The sequence below is a fragment of the Polynucleobacter sphagniphilus genome (assembly GCF_001953355.1).
GTDB lineage: Bacteria > Pseudomonadota > Gammaproteobacteria > Burkholderiales > Burkholderiaceae > Polynucleobacter > Polynucleobacter sphagniphilus.
Window position 1 is genome coordinate 1 of sequence record NZ_MPIY01000012.1, and the last position, 17,726, is coordinate 17,726.

The following is a 17,726-nucleotide window of genomic DNA, read 5'->3' on the forward strand; positions in this document are numbered from 1 at the left end:
GCCGCAAGACCCGCCTTTGCAGTGGCAGCATCCTCGGTCGATTTAACGCCGGAAACGCCGACTGCGCCGATGGTAAAACCATTTACCTCGATATTGACTCCACCCTCTAACATCCCAGAAATATGTGGGGCTGATAAGAAGGCAGTACGTCCGTTATTAATAATTTCCTCATAAACACGAGTCTCACGCTTGCCCATCGCAGCAGCGCGTGCTTTTTCTTGAGCAATATAAGCAGACACAGGAGCACAACCATCACGACGAGTTAAACCAAGTACATGGCCACCATCATCACAAACGGCAATGGTTACTGCCAAGTTATGTTCAGCTGCGTATTTATCTGCAGCAGCCAAGATTTTTTGGGCATCAGCTTGAGTTAAGTATGGTTTGGTAGCGAACATAATTTGCCTGTCTTTCCGTCTCGAATGTTTTATGAAACCGCCCTAATTACTAGCGAATATGTACATTTTCCCATATTCAAGGGGGTTACTTGCAATTTACAGCCAAGACCTCTCATAAGAGGTCTATTTAGCACTCAATTAGAGCATTAAGCCGTAGGAGACCATCAGAAGAGTGCCTGTCAATAAGGCGGGCACTAATCTGCGGGTAGGCTTAGAGAGCATGACGGCAATACTCAATGCGCAAATAGCAATCCGGATCCATGCAGGAACCGTTGCTAGCAACCCGATCGGCAAAAAAATGAGGCGCACCGTTAGCGCGGCTACCATCGCGTAGGTTACAGCTGCTAGCCAACGAAATATTTCGCTATCTTGGTTGATGCGGCTGGAAAGCGACACCCCCACGGCGCGGCATAGATAAGTTCCCACACAGGCGCCCAATAAGGCAAGCCATAAGCTCCATCCAGTCAGTGCTTGATGCATCATCCAATCAACCCCGGCCGCTTACGCAATATTTTGCGATCAACGTAATAGGCAATTGTGCCAGCAACCAAGCCTGTCACCAACAAACTAGAGTCTTTATTGAGCAAGTAGAAAAAAGGGCCAAAAATACAACCTAGGCAAATACCAATGCGGTTGATCCACGGCTTAACCTCGGTAAATGTCAGCAAGAAAAATAAGGGGTTAATAAAAATTAGCCCCAGCGTTACTGGTGTTGGCACCATACCCGCCAGGTAATAACCCAAAATTGTCCCTGGAATGGAGATCATCCAACATAACAAACCCAAGCCAATGAAGTAACTCTTGCGATGCTCACTCTCAATCCGAGGAAACTCACGCATAGAGATTGCCCATGCAGTCATCGCCAATAAATGAACCAAGGTATATAGGCTGCGGTTACGATGCTTGCTATGAAGTTGCGGAAACAAAGTGACGGTCATCGTAATAAAACGAGTAGCCGTCAAGGTCACTGCAAGCGCAATAGCGATTGCTGCAGAACCTGTAATCACCATCTCCAGCAAAACAACTTGCCCGGGCAGGGCAAACATAAAGAAACTAGTGAAGGTGGTAAACCAAATATCTAAGCCATTGGTTTTTCCCATAGCACCAAAGCCAACCATGCCGGCAAATAAAACCGTGGCTGGAGCGGCAGCGCCTTCTCGAACACCACCCCAAAAGGCATCCCGCTGATTTTTAAAGCGATGCTCTAGAGAATTACTGGTTGATGTCATTAGGCTATTGTAAGAGCTTAGATCAATTCATGTGCGCCCTAGAGCTGCTCAAGAGCCCACTCAATATGCTCAGCCACCAAAGCATCCACATTCGGCAACCGCACCCTCAATTCATGCCGCATTTTTTCCTTTTCAGAAAATGCCACTTCTTTGGAGGCTAAGGCATTGCCAATGGCAACTGCGAGGTTGCGCAGCCATCTAGCATAGCCAATACGTCTAATTGCACTGCCCTCATGGCGCTTCTCAAACTCCTCTTTGGTCCAAGACCACAACTGCAAAAGAGTGGCTGAACCAAGACCATGGCGCTCGGCAAAATCAGGTAATTCGGTTCGCTTAGAAAACTTGTTCCACGGGCAAATCAATTGGCAATCATCACACCCATACACGCGATTACCCATGGCTCTACGAAACTCAATTGGAATGGCTGCGGGATTTTCAATGGTCAGGTATGAGATACAACGCCTTGCATCTAATTGATATGGCGCAGTAATGGCCTGAGTTGGGCAGATATCCATACACGAGGTACAGGTTCCACAATGTTCTACCTGCTCATCGTCTAGTGGCAAGGGAACATCAACTAAGATCTCCCCCAAGAAAAAGCTAGAGCCTGATTCGCGATTGAGCAACAGGGTATGTTTCCCGCGCCATCCTAGGCCCGCCTTACGAGCAAGTTCTACCTCCATCAAGGGCGCTGAATCTGTAAAAACACGATATCCCAAGCACCCGATTTTCTCCTCAATGACTTGAGCAAAATCTTGCATACGCTGTCGCAGGACCTTGTGATAATCACGCCCCCGGGCGTACATTGAAACTACCGCTTGAGATGGATCATTTAAGCGCTCCCACTCCCCTTCAAAATGGACTGACGGGGAGAGATAGCTCATCGATAAGCAAATCACCCTTACCGTACCTGGTAAGAGTAACTCTGGGTTGGCGCGCAATTGGGCTTGGCGACTCATGTATTCCATTGCGCCATGACGCCCTTGTGCCAGCCATTCCTGCAAACGTTCTTTTGCTACCCCCAAATGGGTATCCGTGATACGCAGACCATCAAACCCAAAAACACCAGCCTTCTCACGCAACCAATCCCGCAGGGCGTGAGCATCAATAGAGGAGGAATTGACTGAAGAATCCATGAGGAATACTGAATGTAGCGTAATAATTGAATAAACTAAGCAAATGACAGAAACAATTACTCTGCATTGTAGGCAAGAGACCGCAACGGCCCAACTGGCAAAGCTGCTTTCTCAGCAATTGAGTCAGTTTCTAGTGGCCATGCCACACGCCCACCTCAATATCGCCCTGAAGGGGGATTTGGGAGCAGGTAAAACGACTTTTGCACGCTATTTGATTCAAAACATGGGCCATGTTGGACGGGTTAAAAGCCCAACTTATACCCTGTGCGAGCCTTATTCCATCACTTTAGATGGCAAGGATGGGTTCACCGTACACCATTTTGATCTCTATCGGATGCGTGATCCCCTTGAATGGCAGGAGGCCGGATTTGCAGAGCACTTTGATGCACCCGGCTTTTGCTTAATCGAATGGCCAGAAAAAGCACAAGGCACATTGCCTGCGTTTGATATCGAAATTGAACTGCAAGCTGGTCAAGATGAGATGGAGCGAACTATCACCCTGCGCGCTCTTAATGCCCCTGGCAAAAGCATTCTTGACCATTTGCCTCAGAATGTTCAATGAGCAATACACCTCGCAACAAACCAACAAACTTAGTGCGCCGGGAGCAGCTCAAGCTGTCCGCAAAATTACTGAGCTTTGCATTGCTACTTACAGAAATAGACATCGCCTGGGGCGCAAAAATTCTGGGGGTGCGTATCTGGCCTTCGGAGGATTACACCCGCATCACTCTAGAGTCCGATACTCCCCTACCCATCTCTCAACAGGTACTCAGCAATCCAGATCGCTTGGTAGTTGATGTACAAGGTCTTCAACTTAATGCGACCCTCAAAGATTTAGTCGCTAAGGTAAAACCAAATGATCCTTACGTATCGCAAATTCGTGTGGGTCAGTATCAACCAACGGTTGTCCGCCTTGTATTTGATTTAAAAGAGCCCATTACGCCCCAGCTCTTTACTCTTAACCCAATTGGTGAGTATCAGTACCGCATGGTCTTTGACCTCTACCCGACTGCACCCCCCGATCCCCTAATGGAGCTAGTCAAGAGCAGCGCACGCAAAGAGAGCGCGCTAGTGAAGGCCAATGAAGAAGTTGATCAGATTGCACAATTTGCCACGAAGAAAGAAGCTCCTAGCGCGCCTGTTATGCAGGCAATACCCGAAGTAAAGCCAGCGCCCAAGACTGCCAAATACCAACGGTTAATCACGATTGCGATTGATGCGGGACATGGTGGTGAGGATCCAGGCGCAATTGGTTCAATGGGCTCCAAAGAAAAACATGTTGTGCTATCCGTAGCCAAGCGCCTCAGAGAAAAGATCGATGGCGAATCGTATATGCGCTCATTTTTAACTAGGGATGGGGATTACTTTGTGCCACTACATGTGCGTGTACAAAAAGCGCGGAGTGTACAAGCCGATTTATTTGTATCGATCCATGCTGATGCATTTATAGAAACGAATGCCAAAGGGGCTTCCGTATTTGCACTTTCACAAATGGGGGCGAGCAGCACCACTGCCCGCTGGATGGCCAATAAGGAGAATGCCTCCGATTTAATCGGCGGCATCAATATCAAAACCCAAGATCGCCAAGTGGCTAATCTCTTGCTAGATATGTCCACCTCAGCACAAATCAAAGACTCACTTCAAGTGGGCAACTCTGTACTGCGGCAAATCGGCGGTTTTGCACCCCTTCACAAGGGCAATGTTGAGCAAGCGAGCTTTGCCGTACTAAAGGCACCAGATATTCCATCCATCCTGGTCGAGACGGCCTTTATCAGCAATCCTCAGGAAGAGGTAAAACTCAATGATGAGGCCTACCAAGATCGAATCGCAGATGCGATTTTGAGGGGAATTAAGGACTATTTTTCAAAAAATCCACCCGTTGCCAAAAGAGGCAATGCCTAAGACACTTGTAAACACAAGGGCTTGAGGGCGGACAGTAGAAAACTAAGAAAGACCTTCAAACTTCTTGCTATAATTTCTGACTTTACTGGGTCGGTAGCTCAGTCGGTAGAGCAGCGGACTTTTAATCCGTTGGTCGCGAGTTCGAATCTCGCCCGACCCACCAGTATCACGAAACCCTCACTAGCAATAGTGGGGGTTTTGTCTTTATAGGTTAGTGAAATAGCGGGAACTGTTGGTAGCAATAGACGATCTATTAGGTCGTTGCTGGTCAGGATGTGAGGCGCTGCGTAACCGTGAGCGTCTCGAAACGCGACGGCTGCCGGGTTAACCGACAAACTGGGCAACGCCCCCATTTCGAGTCACTCAAAGCAACATCAATCTATCTTAAGCAGATATTCAAGAGTGATGAGGTTCTGGAAAGACTTAACTTGCTAACAAACCTTTTTTCTCAATAAACTCAATAATTCCTTTAAGCCCATCGCCTGACTTTATGCTACCCATGATAAATGGTCGATCACCACGCATCTTTTTGGCGTCTGACTCCATTATGGGTAAGGAGGCTCCAACATAAGGTGCAAGATCGGTCTTATTGATTACCAATAAATCAGAGCGTGTAATTCCAGGCCCGCCTTTACGAGGAATCTTTTCCCCTCCAGCTACATCAATCACATAAATCGTCAGGTCAGAAAGCTCTGGGCTGAAAGTTGCCGCCAAATTATCACCACCAGACTCAATAAAAATAATATCTACATCTGGATACTGATTCTGCATACGGTCAACGGCTTCTAAATTGATAGAGGCATCCTCTCTAATGGCGGTATGAGGGCAACCACCTGTCTCAACCCCCATGATTCGCTCTGGATCTAAAGCGCCTGCAACAGTAAGTAAACGCTGATCTTCTTTAGTGTATATATCGTTGGTAATCACTACCAAGTCATACTGATCACGCATTGCTTTACAAAGCATCTCGAGCAAAGTTGTCTTGCCTGAACCTACAGGGCCACCAATACCAACTCTTAAAGGGGGATTTTTTTTAGTTCTCATTATTTCTTATTTCTATGAACGGAATAATCGGGAATACTGAGTCTCGTGCCTGGAAGAAAGGATAGCCAACATTGGCGAAAAATTGTCAACCATCGATAAACCAGATTTGGCTCTTTGTTCAGCCTGCTCAACCATTTCAGGAACAAGCAAGCGAAGCTTTGTTAGGGCATGCTGCCCTGCTACTTGACCCAGCGGTATAGCTTTTAAAGAAGCTGCTACTTGGTTTTCTATCCATGAGAATGCATAAGCTGCAAGCCCATTCTTTGACTGTATATTTAGATGAAAACAGGCATAGCTATGGGCCGTCAATAATGACAAAGGTTTGATTGCGGATAATTTAGTAAGGTATTCGCTACCCCAACCCAAAGACTGAGCAATTTGCAATAAAGACCAACCCATCTGCTCAGTTTCTGATCTGAGCTCTGAGGTTTCGCGACTGGCTAAGAAATAGTCGTTCAGACTTTGGGCGGAATCAATATCATTTTTTGCCCATGCCTCATAACTGAGAAGCCAAAGTGGGGCTTCAGATCTGACAAAGACGCCTAAAAATACATCTTTTATCCATGCTTCTGCAGTAAGAGCATCGTTTACCAAGCCAGAATCAATGGCAGCTTCTAAGCCCTGAGAATAGCTATATCCACCGATTGGCAATGCTGGTGATGCCAACTGCATCAATGCAGTGATTTCGTTTAGATCAATGCTCATGTGAATGATCATGATCGCCGTGATGATGGTGAGAGCATCCAGGCCCATGAACATGTGGCTTCTCATGTTCGGCATACACTTTTTGAGCTAAGGCATAGTCACTATCAAATGTCTCAGCATGACTATGGCGATGTCCACCTCCATACGCACCTGTTTCAGGCTCAAACGGGGCAAATTCATGCTTAGACTCCAACCCCAATTGATGAATCATGCCCTCTAACACTGAGTCAGGCTCAATCCTCAAGAATCCCAAGCCCACCTGAACAGGAATATGTCGATTACCTAAGTGGTAAGCAGCCCTCATCAGCTGATGTGCGTCGGTAGAGGCAATTGTTATTACCTCTTGATCCGCCGCGGAGATTCGAATCATGGATCCATCATCTGCAATCAAAATATCATCACTTGCCAGCACATTACCTCTTGGCAGAAAAAAGTGTGCCTCGCGACCATCGGAAAGTATTTCTGAAAAACGGCTTTTATTGCGTACCTCAAATGGCAACTTTAGTTCGAGCGCTCTAGCAATAACTGCTTTGGCTAAGCCCTGTCCTTTGGGGATGATTTTTTCAACACGAATTGGTTCTGACATAATTTTTCCTAGAACAAGAAATATCGTTGAGCCATTGGTAATACTTTTGCTGGCTCACAAGTTAATAGTTCGCCATTTGCTATCACTTGGTAGGTTTCTGGATCTACGGAGATATTTGGCTGCCAATCGTTGTGGACCATATCTGCCTTGGTGATAGATCGACAATTCTTTACCACCTCAACTTGCTTCTCTAATCCATAAGCATCGCGAATATTGGCATTCATAGCCGATTGAGAAATGAAAGTTAACGAGCTATGACCTATCCCTTGGCCAATACCCGCAAACATATTTCGGTAATGAACGGGCTGCGGCGTTGGAATAGATGCGTTTGGATCGCCCATAGCCGCTGCCGCAATAGACCCACCCTTTAATATTAATGAAGGCTTTACGCCGAAAAAGGCAGGCTTCCAAAATACTAAATCCGCATACTTACCCACCTCAATAGACCCAACAACATGAGAAATGCCATGGGTAATGGCAGGATTAATGGTGTACTTAGAGATGTAACGCTTGACTCGGAAGTTATCGTGACGATTTGCATCACCCGGAAGCAAACCACGCTGTACTTTCATCTTGTCAGCAGTTTGCCAGGTACGAATAATTACCTCACCCACACGACCCATCGCTTGAGAATCTGATGAAAGCATCGAGAATGCGCCTAAGTCATGCAAGATATCCTCAGCAGCGATTGTTTCACGACGAATGCGCGATTCTGCAAAGGCAATATCTTCAGCGATAGATGCATCAAGATGATGGCACACCATCAGCATATCCAAATGCTCATCTAATGTATTAACCGTAAATGGTCTGGTGGGGTTAGTTGAGGATGGCAATACATTTGACTCGCCACACGCACGAATAATGTCGGGGGCATGACCGCCGCCAGCGCCCTCGGTGTGATAAGTGTGAATAGTGCGCCCCTTAAATGCAGCTAAGGTAGTTTCAACAAATCCAGACTCATTTAAAGTGTCGGTATGAATTGCCACCTGAGTATCAGTTTCATCAGCAACACCCAAACAACAATCAATCGCTGCTGGCGTAGTCCCCCAGTCTTCATGCAACTTCAATCCAATTGCGCCTGCATCAACTTGCTCTAGTAATCCAGCTGGCAAGCTAGCATTGCCTTTACCCAATAGGCCAATATTCATAGGATATGCATCAATCGATTGCAACATTCTTTGAATATGCCAAGGACCAGGCGTGCAAGTAGTTGCAAAAGTACCGGTTGCTGGGCCCGTACCGCCACCAATCATGGTGGTTACCCCAGACATTAAAGCCTCTTCAATTTGCTGCGGACAAATAAAGTGGATATGAGTATCAATACCACCCGCCGTCACCATCATTCCTTCGCCAGCAATAATTTCGGTACCAGGGCCAATGACAGAAGTAATCCCCGGTTGAATATCTGGGTTACCAGCCTTACCAATATTAGATATTCTGCCATTTTTAATAGAGATATCAGCTTTGATAATGCCCCAGTGATCAATGATTACCGCATTGGTAATAACAGTATCGGCACAGTCCTTTGACTCGCGTTGACTTTGGCCCATACCATCACGAATGACTTTACCACCGCCAAATTTGACTTCTTCGCCATAAATAGTGAGGTCCTTTTCAACCTCAATCATGAGGCCGGTATCCGCTAGTCTTAAACGATCACCTACAGTAGGACCAAACATTTCAGCATAGGCTTGACGACCAATCTTAGCCATTAGAGACTCCCCATAACGCGGCCAGCAAAGCCATAAATCTTCTTCTCACCAGCCACCTCCACAAGCTCAATAGTGCGCTTTTGGCCTGGCTCAAAACGCACAGCAGTACCTGCAACAATATTTAATCGCATACCCTTTGTTTTATCGCGATCAAATAACAGGGCATCATTTACTTCAAAGAAGTGAAAATGGGAACCGATTTGAATAGGACGATCGCCGCTATTAGAGACTTCAATTGAAAGTGTTTTTCGGCCAACATTCAATTCAATATCCCCAGGCTCTACAAACATCTGCCCCGGAATAAAGCGTTGGCTATTTGCACTTGATGGTGTACTCATGTCGAAGCTCCACCAAGCAGCGCAAAGGAAAGTTGACTGATTAATACCCAGCCATATATCACACTAGCAAACCCAGTCACTCTTGCAAAGATCGCTGTCTTGTCCCTAAGGAGCCTGACCAATAGAGCGCCTGATAAATGCAAGATCCCTGTCGCCAAAATCAAGCCGGCCATATCTTGTGCTACCAAGGAGGCTCCAAGGGATCCATTTGAAAATAATGCAGCGTGGGCAAACCCATGAAATATTCCAAAACAACCAATTAAGGCAAGGATTGCATTATTGGAGTACTGGCGCTGTACAAGCAACAATAATCCCATTGCAATTACAGAAGCAGCGATTCCAAATTCAAAGATATGAAGAGGTAAATTACTTAGGCCAGCAAATACCCCAAGACACATGCCTAATATAAAAACACAAGGCCCAAGCCAGATTTTTTTCAGCATGAAAGCACTCCAAAATCCGACGAGCACAATGACTAAAAAATGATCAAAGCCACTAAATGGATGCATCAGACCCGATAGAAAACTAACCGAAGTTTCATGTCCTGGGTGGGCATAAACCAAATTTGAAGATAGAACTCCGATCAATCCAACAAAAGCTAAAAATATTTTTTTTATATGAAGACTCATTTGTATTGCTCCTAAACAATCGGGTTATGAACTGTGACTAATTTTGTTCCATCAGGGAATGTTGCCTCAATCTGAATATCTGGAATCATTTCTGGAACCCCTTCCATGACATCTTCGCGACCTAGTATCGCTTGCCCTTCGTGCATCAGTTGTGCGACCGTTTTGCCATCACGCGCACCCTCCATAATCGCAGCGCTAATTAAAGCGACTGATTCCGGATAGTTCAACTTGAGGCCTCGAGCCTTTCTGCGCTCCGCTAAGAGTGCCGCTGTGAATATTAGTAATTTATCTTTTTCGCGTGGAGTTAATTCCATATCTCACCTATAACAATCCTAAGAAGCCCAAAGCCGTAATGGCTGAGCTGGCACACCATGAACTATCGGTCTTAATTTAGACCATACATCAATCATAAAATTTCTAGCTATCTCCATATCACTAGAGACTGCCCTCACCAAAAAGACGCCTTGTGGCATCAACGTCACCCCAGCCCGTAATGAATCAGTCCAAGGCATCATCTCAGCAAAGGTTTCAACTAAATTAGCTGAGCACCTTGGTCCTACGGCCCATAGAGTTGCACAAACAGGCCAAGACCCTAGTTGAGGTAAAGATCTGGAGTATTGATCTTCGGCATCTATATGCCCGTTCTCGATCCAAATTAACTTTCCATCACGCCTTATTTCATTGAGCATATGAATGTGGCCACTAGACCATTCCTCGCCAGAGGCATGGCGTCCTAACATCAGGGCGTCCCAACCAATAAATGAAGCATTCGATGAAAGGCTCATCCTGGTAATAACGTTAGAGTTTGCGCCTTTAAAAAAAAGATTCTCTTGAGGTAGCCAATCTAATTTTGCATTCTCACCCAGCTCAAATTGAATATTTTGAGTAGCAGGATTTTTAAATGATTTGTACCATTTAGTGGCACTTGGAGTAGATAGAACCACATGACTACCCTTGCCAACAGCAACCTGGATATCTAAGGTATCTCCGCCTGCGATACCTGCTGGCGGGTGAATAATGACAGTGTGGCAAATATCATCACCTTCGGGATATAAAGCTTTTTGAACTCGCAGTGGCCCCTCATGCAAACTTTTCTTTAGTACAGTGCCAATTACAGTGCGCTCATAAGATAGGCTCAGTTTGGCTAGCCAACTAGGACTTAGAGACCTAAATAGCTGTTTTACTGCGTTATCTGGAGCCAAAAACATTTGGGTAAACCATTTCAGTGAATTCAGCATCCACTTTAAACCGAAATCATCTCCTGAACACCATTGAGATCCATATCAGCACCTTTGCCTTGCGCGACGACTTCACCGCGGCGCATCACGATATAGTTATCTGAGAGCTCTTTTGCAAAGTCGTAATACTGCTCTACTAATAAAACAGTGATGCCCATCTCATCGACTAATTTACGAAGACAGCGCCCAATGTCCTGAATGATAGATGGCTGGATACCCTCGGTAGGCTCATCCAAAATGATCAACTCTGGCTGAGACATCAATGCACGCCCAATTGCTAACTGCTGTTGTTGGCCACCTGACAAATCACCGCCCCGACGCGCCTTCATATCCGACAGAATTGGAAATAGCTCGTAGATATATCCAGGGATATTTTTTGGGCTTGAGAATTTTGCCGCTCCAATGAGCAAGTTTTCTTCTACCGTGAGCCTTGGGAAAATTTCTCGACCTTGAGGAACATAGGCAAATCCACCGTCCACCCGAGACCACGGGGGTAGATTGGCCAATTCTTTTCCATCCCAAGCAATCGAGCCAGTCTTTACTTTTACTACACCCATGAGAGATTTGAGCAAAGTAGTTTTACCAACACCATTTCGCCCAAGCAAACTAGTTAGTTGACCCTTGGGGACTTCAAAATTCACATTTCGTAAAATATGGCTTCCGCCATAATATTGATTGAGATCTTTGACGATTAGCATGATTAACGCCCTAAATACGATTCAATTACGCGTTCATCACGCTTCACTTCATCCAAAGTGCCTTCAGCTAGAACTGAACCTTCAGCCAATACAGTCACCTTACCTTTTGGGCCAGCTAAAGCAGCAACAAATTCCATATCATGCTCAACTACCATCATCGAGCACTGACCACGTAATGAATTTAAAAGCTCAGCCAAGCGCATCGTTTCCTCATCTGTCATCCCTGCAACGGGTTCATCAAGCAATAACAGCTTGGGCTGCTGCATTAAAAGCATGCCAATCTCTAAGCGCTGCTTTTGACCATGCGATAGAAGGCCGGCTTGACGATAAGCCTCTGATTCAAGCTGAGTCAGGGCCAGCACAGCCTCCATTAGTTGGCGTCCTTTAATATCCACTTTAGCAATCAAGGAGTGATGCCATGATTTATTTCCAGCCATCGCCAATTCGAGATTTTCCCAAACAGGGTGATGCTCAAATACCGTGGGCTTTTGAAATTTACGGCCAACGCCAATTTGGGCAATTTGTGGCTCGTTCATGGTCATAAGATCAATGGTCGAACCTAAATAAACGGAGCCATCAATATCGGCAATGTTAGAGCGAGTTTTACCAGTAATGACATCCATTAAGGTTGTCTTACCAGCGCCATTGGGCCCAATCACACAGCGCAGTTCGCCTACATCAATCGTCAATGACAATTTATTAATGGCCTGAAAACCGTCAAAATTGACCGATAGATCTTCCACATAGAGGATTCCAGTATGAGAAGTATCGATCCCCTTCTCAAGAAAGTGAGCGCTCATTTTGACCCACCCTTCTTAACAACGAATTTGTGATAGATACCCAGCAATCCATTCGGCAGAAACAAGGTCACCAATACAAACATCATTCCTAAGAAAAACAGCCAATATTCTGCAAAGTTAGTGGTAAAAAAACTCTTAGCCCCGCTCACCGCAAATGCGCCAATAATTGGACCTAGCAAGGTGCCGCGGCCACCTACTGCTACCCAGATCGCCATCTCAATCGAGTTTGTTGGAGACATCTCTCCAGGATTAATGATGCCCACCTGCGGAACGAATAAAGCTCCAGCAATGGCGCATAGGATGGCAGATAGAACCCAAATAAAGAGTTTGTAACCTAAGGGGTTGTAGCCACAAAACATCAAACGAGATTCTGCATCCCGTACCGCTGTAATCACCCTTCCCATTTTTGAGGTCACCAGGGCTCGGCAAAGAATAAAACTGCCTAACAGGACTAAGAAGGTAACAATGAAAAGTGTGACGCGAGTACTTGGCGCGCTGATGGAGTAACCCAATATCCGCTTAAAGTCCGTGAAACCATTGTTGCCACCAAAGCCCGTTTCATTCCTAAAGAAAAGAAGCATAGCGGCATATGTTAAGGCTTGGGTAATGATGGAGAAGTAAACCCCTTTAATTCTGGAGCGAAAAGCAAAGTATCCAAACACCCAAGAAATCGCTCCAGGAACCAGAATCAACATCAAAAGCATCCACCAGAAATGATCGCTCCCTTTCCAAAACCAAGGTAACTCTTTCCAGTCTAAGAAAACCATGAAGTCAGGTAATTCGCTTTTGTATACACCTTCAGTTCCTATCTGGCGCATGAGATACATGCCCATGATGTAACCGCCAATAGCAAAGAACAATCCATGCCCCAAACTCAATATTCCGCAATAACCCCAAACCAAATCAAGCGCTAAGGCCGCAATTGCAAAGCACATAATCTTGCCAATTAAACTAAGCGCATAAGCAGACATGTAGAACATACTAGTCTCGGGAACCAGCAAAGAAAATATTGGCACACCAATTAATACGCACAGTGTCAATGCTGCTAAGGCAATATAGGCACGCTTGCTGAGTATGGATTCACGCTCAGGAATTGCCAAACTAAAGCTAGATGAAGGAGCAAGCTTTCTAATATCCATATTAATCAACGCTCCTGCCTTTCAGTGCGAAGAGGCCTTGAGGACGTCTTTGGATAAAAATAATAATGAACACTAAGATAGCAATCTTGGCCAATACGGCACCAATAAATGGCTCTAATAATTTGCTGGTGATACCAAGTCCAAATGCACCATAAATAGTGCCTGCAAGCTGACCTACTCCACCGAGTACCACCACCATGAAGGAATCAACAATATAGCTTTGACCAAGATCGGGACCTACGTTACCAATCTGTGAGAGGGCTACACCACCAAGACCGGCAATGCCTGCGCCAAATGCAAAGGCATACATATCCACGCGCACTGTTTTGACACCCACGCATGCAGCCATATTCCGGTTTTGAGTAACCGCCCTGACGAAAAGCCCTAGACGAGTTTTGTTTAATACTAGCCAAGTCACGATTACTACCGCAATCGCAAAAGCAAAAATAATGATCCGGTTATAGGGCACAACCAAGTTAGGTAGTACCTGCATGGCACCAGACATCCACGTTGGATTAGCCACCTCGACATTTTGAGCGCCAAAAATAGTTCTGGTCATCTGAATCATCAGCAAACTGACGCCAAAGGTGGCTAATAAGGTTTCTAGCGGACGACCATATAAAAATTTAATGACCGTTCTTTCGATCAAAATACCCACTAAGGCGGCGGCAATAAAAGCAACCGGCAAAGCGAATAACAAATACCAATCTAAATAGCCAGGAGCATATTGCCTGAAAAATCCCTGCACAACATAAGTTGCATAAGCACCAACCATCAGGAACTCGCCATGCGCCATATTGATGACGCCAATCAAGCCATAAGTAATCGCCAAGCCCAAAGCGCAAAGTAACAAAATACTTCCATAACTAAACCCAGCGATCACATTACCCAGGATTTCGCCGCTAAACTCAGACTTCTTAATTTTGGCTAAAGCCTTTTCAGCCGCCTCTTGCACTGGGCCACCCTCTTTTGCCAAAGGCGCCAGCAATGCAGCAACTTGTGGATCACCACTATCGCCTAAGAGTTCAATTGCCTTTAGTTTTGATTCTTGATTGTCAGATTGCAAAGCAAGGAGCGCCCAGAGCTTCTGTACTTTTGGCTTGAGCGCAGGATCCTTTTCGGTAGCCAGTAAGTTTTCAACCAATGGGAAGGTGTCTGGCTCGGGATCCTTGATTAAAGAGTCGACTGCCTTAGCGCGAATCTGTGGATCTGCAGAAGCTAGCTGTAAACCTAGCAAGGCATTATCAACTTTACCGCGCAGTTGATTATTCAGAATAACGTCTTGCAGTTCATCCGGCTTGACTGAAACACTTAGTCCGGTTAAGGGATCTAAATATTGATCGCCCTTTTGAACTACAACACCTTGGGGCGACAAGAAAAGGCTTTCTGCACTGAGAGCCTGAAGAATTTCTAAGGCTTCGGGACTACCTTCTTTAGATAAATTTTGGACCACTTTAACTTTGGCATCAAAGTTATCACTAAACAGGGGCTTTAAATCTGCAACATTAATTTTTGCAAAAGTAATCCCACATGCCAATACACAAGCAGCAGAAAGGATTAGTTTTGAAAAGATTAGAAATTTCATGGTGATTGTGAAAACCCTCCCCCAATTGAGGGAGGGTATTTCTATTGAAAATTACTGTACTGAATCAGGCTTGCCTGCATTACCGTCGATATACTGACTCCATGGTTTGGCTGGAATAGCTGTTGGAGTTTTGTAGATTACGTTGAATTGCCCGTCTGCCTTGATTTCACCAATCATGACTGGCTTAGACAAATGGTGATTAGCCCCCATCACCTCAAGATAACCACTTGGAGTGTTAAGTTTTTGACCAATCATTGCTTTACGAACAGCATCAACATCGGTTGTGCCCGCTTTTTCAACAGCCGCTTTCCACATCAAGATGCCGGTACGGCTAGCTTCCATTGGGTCATCTGTCAAAGGCTTGCTAGCCCCTGGCAACTTTTTCTCTACAGAGTAAGCAGCCCACTGTTTTTTCCACTCGTCATTGACTGGGTTCTTAACTGACATGAAGTAATTCCATGCAGCCAATTGACCTACCAACGGCTTGGTATCAACGCCACGCAATTCCTCTTCACCAACAGAGAATGCCACTACTGGAACATCTTTCGCTTTCAAGCCTGCATTACCCAATTCTTTATAGAAAGGAACGTTTGAGTCGCCGTTAATAGTAGAAACAACTGCTGTCTTGCCGCCTTGAGAGAACTTCTTGATATTGGCAACAATAGTTTGATAGTCTGAGTGGCCAAATGGTGTATATGTTTCTTGAATATCATCATCTTTAACGCCTTTAGATTTCAAGAATGCACGCAAGATCTTATTGGTTGTGCGTGGATATACATAGTCAGTACCCAAAAGCACCCAACGCTTAGCCCCGCCACCTTCTTTACTCATCAAGTACTCAACCGCTGGAATAGCCTGTTGATTTGGCGCTGCGCCAGTGTAGAAAACGTTACGAGACATTTCTTCGCCTTCGTACTGCACGGGGTAAAAGAGTAAGCCATTGAGCTCTTCAAAAACTGGCAGTACAGATTTACGTGATACGGAAGTCCAGCAGCCAAAAACAACCGAAACCTTATCTTTAGTTAAAAGCTGTCGAGCCTTTTCAGCAAATAATGGCCAATTGGAAGCTGGATCAACTACTACTGGCTCTAATTTACGACCCAATACGCCGCCGCTTTTATTAATCTGGTCAATCACCATCAAATCCATATCTTTAAGTGATGTTTCAGAGATTGCCATTGTTCCGGATAGTGAATGCAAAATACCAACCTTAATTGGCTCCTTGCTTTGAGCCATCGCCAAATGACTTAAACCTGTAAAACTCAAAGCCGCAGCCAAAGCTGACAACTTCAAAATTGATCTACGCTTCATGTCTCACCTCTTGAGTAAATTAATCAGTTGGGCACATATAACCACTGCCTGCATTGATTACAGGATGTTTCATGTTGGTGCAAATTCAAATAATCACCAAAACAGAGCGCTTGCACCAAAATAAAGCGTCATCAAATTAAGAATTGCACTAAGAATAGGAATTTATGCCATTACAAAGGGGATGTCCTATTTTCCACTTTGTTACTTGTGCTGGAACCATGGGAACTTGAACTAGGACAACTTTTTGTCGTTTAACCCGACAAACCTACTGTCTAGAAAAGTCACACCCCTATGTATCCCAATTAAATCTATTTAGGCCCGTTGGTCGCGAGTTCGAATCTCGCCCGACCCACCAGCAATACTAAGGTACGTACCGGACACATGCTTTACGTCCGGTACCGACCACATGGTTTACACCTTTACCAATCACATCCCCAATACTTTGGGACCAAATGGGTTTTCTAAGGCTTGTACCCGAGAAGACTCCATATCAAAGTAAGCCATATCGTAATCCATAAAGCTCACTAACCACACGTCGTCTTCGACCTGCCGTAAGCCTACGTCATGACCAGCGAACACCGTACTAAAGTGAATCTTCTTACCATCAAGGCAGATGCGTCCGCAGTTAGTCACGGTCACCGTTTTGTCGTGGAAGGGGTAACTCACATCGGGCAGTCCTTCGTATTTTCGGGTCGAGGGGGTATAGAGCTGTGCCGGTTTTTTCATCTCCAGGGCTTGATGGGGCCGCTCATAGTTGTACTCATAGATAAAGTCTTCAAACTTATCTTGCTGTTGCAAAAGTGTTTTGGCAGGGGGTTTAGTCGTCGCTTGCTTGAGCGTTAAATGCATGCGTTCATGCCGACCATTTTGCTGAGGATTGCCGGGCTTAATGCGCTCAATACCAATGCCTAAACGAAGCCACCACACCGATAGACTACTTAAACCATAGAGCGCATTAGCGCAGGCAAACGGCACACCGTTGTCTGAGCGGATGGAGCCTGGCAGCCCATACTCTTTGAAGAGTTGCTCAAAGACCGTAAAAGCCTGCGCTTCGCGAGTACTCTCTAGGCCTTCACAGCAAATGAGGAAGCGAGAGGCATAGTCCGTCACGGTTAAGGGGTAACAGTACTGCTTATTACCCAGCATAAACTCCCCTTTGTAGTCCACGCACCATAGAGCATTCGGTTCTTTGAGATCCGATAAGTTGGTCCCCGTGAGCTTGGGGTGGTGGCGTCTGCGTTTTCTTTTTGACTAAGCCATGGCGATCGAGAACGGC

Annotated in this window: 19 protein-coding genes, 1 tRNA gene and 1 pseudogene; 3 read left to right on the plus strand and 18 right to left on the minus strand. The window is 45.5% G+C overall.

The window, feature by feature from the left end; all coding sequences use genetic code 11:
• The 4 genes from BOQ04_RS08545 to queG all read right to left on the minus strand — a co-directional run.
• A partial coding sequence (locus tag BOQ04_RS08545) for a GlcG/HbpS family heme-binding protein (RefSeq protein ID WP_076024349.1) occupies nucleotides 1–398 on the minus strand: 398 nt, incomplete at its 3' end.
• Between the two features lie 138 nt (nucleotides 399–536).
• Nucleotides 537–878, minus strand: coding sequence for an AzlD domain-containing protein (locus BOQ04_RS08550; RefSeq protein WP_143742180.1), 342 nt, complete (start codon nucleotides 876–878; stop codon nucleotides 537–539).
• Nucleotides 878–1,627 (minus strand): AzlC family ABC transporter permease, encoded by a 750-nt coding sequence (locus BOQ04_RS08555; RefSeq protein WP_076024334.1) that lies wholly within the window; start codon nucleotides 1,625–1,627, stop codon nucleotides 878–880. The genes BOQ04_RS08550 and BOQ04_RS08555 overlap by 1 nt, the downstream gene beginning before the upstream one ends.
• 38 nt (nucleotides 1,628–1,665) lie before the next feature.
• Nucleotides 1,666–2,763, minus strand: coding sequence for a tRNA epoxyqueuosine(34) reductase QueG (gene queG / locus BOQ04_RS08560; protein ID WP_076024335.1), 1,098 nt, complete (start codon nucleotides 2,761–2,763; stop codon nucleotides 1,666–1,668).
• A gap of 43 nt (nucleotides 2,764–2,806) precedes the next feature.
• Between queG and tsaE the strand changes: the two genes are divergently transcribed.
• From tsaE to BOQ04_RS08575, 3 genes are all read left to right on the plus strand, one after another.
• Nucleotides 2,807–3,325, plus strand: a complete 519-nt coding sequence (gene tsaE, locus BOQ04_RS08565) for a tRNA (adenosine(37)-N6)-threonylcarbamoyltransferase complex ATPase subunit type 1 TsaE (protein WP_076024336.1) — start codon at nucleotides 2,807–2,809, stop codon at nucleotides 3,323–3,325.
• Entirely contained in the window at nucleotides 3,322–4,665 is a 1,344-nt protein-coding gene (locus BOQ04_RS08570) for an N-acetylmuramoyl-L-alanine amidase (RefSeq protein WP_076024337.1), read from the plus strand. Before tsaE ends, BOQ04_RS08570 begins: the two co-directional genes overlap by 4 nt.
• 87 nt (nucleotides 4,666–4,752) lie before the next feature.
• Nucleotides 4,753–4,828 (plus strand) — tRNA-Lys (locus BOQ04_RS08575).
• A 260-nt stretch (nucleotides 4,829–5,088) separates the two neighbouring features.
• Here BOQ04_RS08575 and ureG read toward each other — a convergent pair.
• The 14 genes and pseudogenes from ureG to BOQ04_RS08645 all read right to left on the minus strand — a co-directional run.
• Nucleotides 5,089–5,709 (minus strand): urease accessory protein UreG, encoded by a 621-nt coding sequence (gene ureG, locus BOQ04_RS08580; protein ID WP_076024338.1) that lies wholly within the window; start codon nucleotides 5,707–5,709, stop codon nucleotides 5,089–5,091.
• 12 nt (nucleotides 5,710–5,721) lie between these two features.
• Nucleotides 5,722–6,414: an urease accessory protein UreF gene (locus BOQ04_RS08585; RefSeq protein WP_076024350.1), complete on the minus strand. Its 693-nt coding sequence runs from the start codon at nucleotides 6,412–6,414 to the stop codon at nucleotides 5,722–5,724.
• Entirely contained in the window at nucleotides 6,404–7,000 is a 597-nt protein-coding gene (gene ureE, locus BOQ04_RS08590) for an urease accessory protein UreE (protein WP_076024339.1), read from the minus strand. Before ureE ends, BOQ04_RS08585 begins: the two co-directional genes overlap by 11 nt.
• A gap of 8 nt (nucleotides 7,001–7,008) precedes the next feature.
• Entirely contained in the window at nucleotides 7,009–8,712 is a 1,704-nt protein-coding gene (gene ureC, locus BOQ04_RS08595; RefSeq protein ID WP_076024340.1) for an urease subunit alpha, read from the minus strand.
• Entirely contained in the window at nucleotides 8,712–9,050 is a 339-nt protein-coding gene (locus tag BOQ04_RS08600) for an urease subunit beta (protein WP_076024341.1), read from the minus strand. The genes ureC and BOQ04_RS08600 overlap by 1 nt, the downstream gene beginning before the upstream one ends.
• Nucleotides 9,047–9,679 (minus strand): HupE/UreJ family protein, encoded by a 633-nt coding sequence (locus BOQ04_RS08605; protein WP_076024342.1) that lies wholly within the window; start codon nucleotides 9,677–9,679, stop codon nucleotides 9,047–9,049. Before BOQ04_RS08605 ends, BOQ04_RS08600 begins: the two co-directional genes overlap by 4 nt.
• 11 nt (nucleotides 9,680–9,690) lie before the next feature.
• Nucleotides 9,691–9,993, minus strand: coding sequence for an urease subunit gamma (locus tag BOQ04_RS08610; protein WP_076024343.1), 303 nt, complete (start codon nucleotides 9,991–9,993; stop codon nucleotides 9,691–9,693).
• 18 nt (nucleotides 9,994–10,011) lie between these two features.
• Nucleotides 10,012–10,887 carry an urease accessory protein UreD gene (locus BOQ04_RS08615; protein WP_076024351.1) on the minus strand — a complete coding sequence of 292 codons (876 nt, stop codon included), beginning with the start codon at nucleotides 10,885–10,887 and terminating at the stop codon, nucleotides 10,012–10,014.
• A gap of 35 nt (nucleotides 10,888–10,922) precedes the next feature.
• Nucleotides 10,923–11,615: an urea ABC transporter ATP-binding subunit UrtE gene (gene urtE, locus BOQ04_RS08620; RefSeq protein ID WP_011903038.1), complete on the minus strand. Its 693-nt coding sequence runs from the start codon at nucleotides 11,613–11,615 to the stop codon at nucleotides 10,923–10,925.
• Between the two features lie 2 nt (nucleotides 11,616–11,617).
• On the minus strand, nucleotides 11,618–12,415 hold the full coding sequence (urtD, locus tag BOQ04_RS08625; protein WP_076024344.1) for an urea ABC transporter ATP-binding protein UrtD: 798 nt from the start codon (nucleotides 12,413–12,415) through the stop codon (nucleotides 11,618–11,620).
• Entirely contained in the window at nucleotides 12,412–13,554 is a 1,143-nt protein-coding gene (gene urtC, locus BOQ04_RS08630) for an urea ABC transporter permease subunit UrtC (protein ID WP_076024345.1), read from the minus strand. The genes urtD and urtC overlap by 4 nt, the downstream gene beginning before the upstream one ends.
• A 1-nt stretch (nucleotide 13,555) precedes the next feature.
• Complete coding sequence (urtB, locus tag BOQ04_RS08635; RefSeq protein WP_076024346.1) at nucleotides 13,556–15,139, minus strand: urea ABC transporter permease subunit UrtB; 1,584 nt, start codon at nucleotides 15,137–15,139, stop codon at nucleotides 13,556–13,558.
• A 51-nt stretch (nucleotides 15,140–15,190) separates the two neighbouring features.
• Nucleotides 15,191–16,450: an urea ABC transporter substrate-binding protein gene (gene urtA, locus BOQ04_RS08640; RefSeq protein ID WP_076024347.1), complete on the minus strand. Its 1,260-nt coding sequence runs from the start codon at nucleotides 16,448–16,450 to the stop codon at nucleotides 15,191–15,193.
• A 426-nt stretch (nucleotides 16,451–16,876) separates the two neighbouring features.
• Nucleotides 16,877–17,626, minus strand: a pseudogene (locus tag BOQ04_RS08645) (integrase core domain-containing protein); the annotation flags it as partial.
• Nucleotides 17,627–17,726: the final 100 nt, after the last annotated feature.

Coding starts and splice junctions, on each gene's coding strand:
- BOQ04_RS08550 (WP_143742180.1), bottom strand. CDS start 878: ATGCATCAAGCACTGACTGGATGGAGCTTATGGCTTGCCTTATTGGGC.
- urtD (WP_076024344.1), bottom strand. CDS start 12,415: ATGAGCGCTCACTTTCTTGAGAAGGGGATCGATACTTCTCATACTGGA.
- urtC (WP_076024345.1), bottom strand. CDS start 13,554: ATGGATATTAGAAAGCTTGCTCCTTCATCTAGCTTTAGTTTGGCAATT.
- ureE (WP_076024339.1), bottom strand. CDS start 7,000: ATGTCAGAACCAATTCGTGTTGAAAAAATCATCCCCAAAGGACAGGGC.
- urtA (WP_076024347.1), bottom strand. CDS start 16,450: ATGAAGCGTAGATCAATTTTGAAGTTGTCAGCTTTGGCTGCGGCTTTG.
- ureC (WP_076024340.1), bottom strand. CDS start 8,712: ATGGCTAAGATTGGTCGTCAAGCCTATGCTGAAATGTTTGGTCCTACT.
- urtE (WP_011903038.1), bottom strand. CDS start 11,615: ATGCTAATCGTCAAAGATCTCAATCAATATTATGGCGGAAGCCATATT.
- queG (WP_076024335.1), bottom strand. CDS start 2,763: ATGGATTCTTCAGTCAATTCCTCCTCTATTGATGCTCACGCCCTGCGG.
- BOQ04_RS08615 (WP_076024351.1), bottom strand. CDS start 10,887: ATGTTTTTGGCTCCAGATAACGCAGTAAAACAGCTATTTAGGTCTCTA.
- BOQ04_RS08600 (WP_076024341.1), bottom strand. CDS start 9,050: ATGAGTACACCATCAAGTGCAAATAGCCAACGCTTTATTCCGGGGCAG.
- BOQ04_RS08610 (WP_076024343.1), bottom strand. CDS start 9,993: ATGGAATTAACTCCACGCGAAAAAGATAAATTACTAATATTCACAGCG.
- ureG (WP_076024338.1), bottom strand. CDS start 5,709: ATGAGAACTAAAAAAAATCCCCCTTTAAGAGTTGGTATTGGTGGCCCT.
- tsaE (WP_076024336.1), top strand. CDS start 2,807: ATGACAGAAACAATTACTCTGCATTGTAGGCAAGAGACCGCAACGGCC.
- BOQ04_RS08585 (WP_076024350.1), bottom strand. CDS start 6,414: ATGAGCATTGATCTAAACGAAATCACTGCATTGATGCAGTTGGCATCA.
- BOQ04_RS08555 (WP_076024334.1), bottom strand. CDS start 1,627: ATGACATCAACCAGTAATTCTCTAGAGCATCGCTTTAAAAATCAGCGG.
- BOQ04_RS08605 (WP_076024342.1), bottom strand. CDS start 9,679: ATGAGTCTTCATATAAAAAAAATATTTTTAGCTTTTGTTGGATTGATC.
- urtB (WP_076024346.1), bottom strand. CDS start 15,139: ATGAAATTTCTAATCTTTTCAAAACTAATCCTTTCTGCTGCTTGTGTA.
- BOQ04_RS08570 (WP_076024337.1), top strand. CDS start 3,322: ATGAGCAATACACCTCGCAACAAACCAACAAACTTAGTGCGCCGGGAG.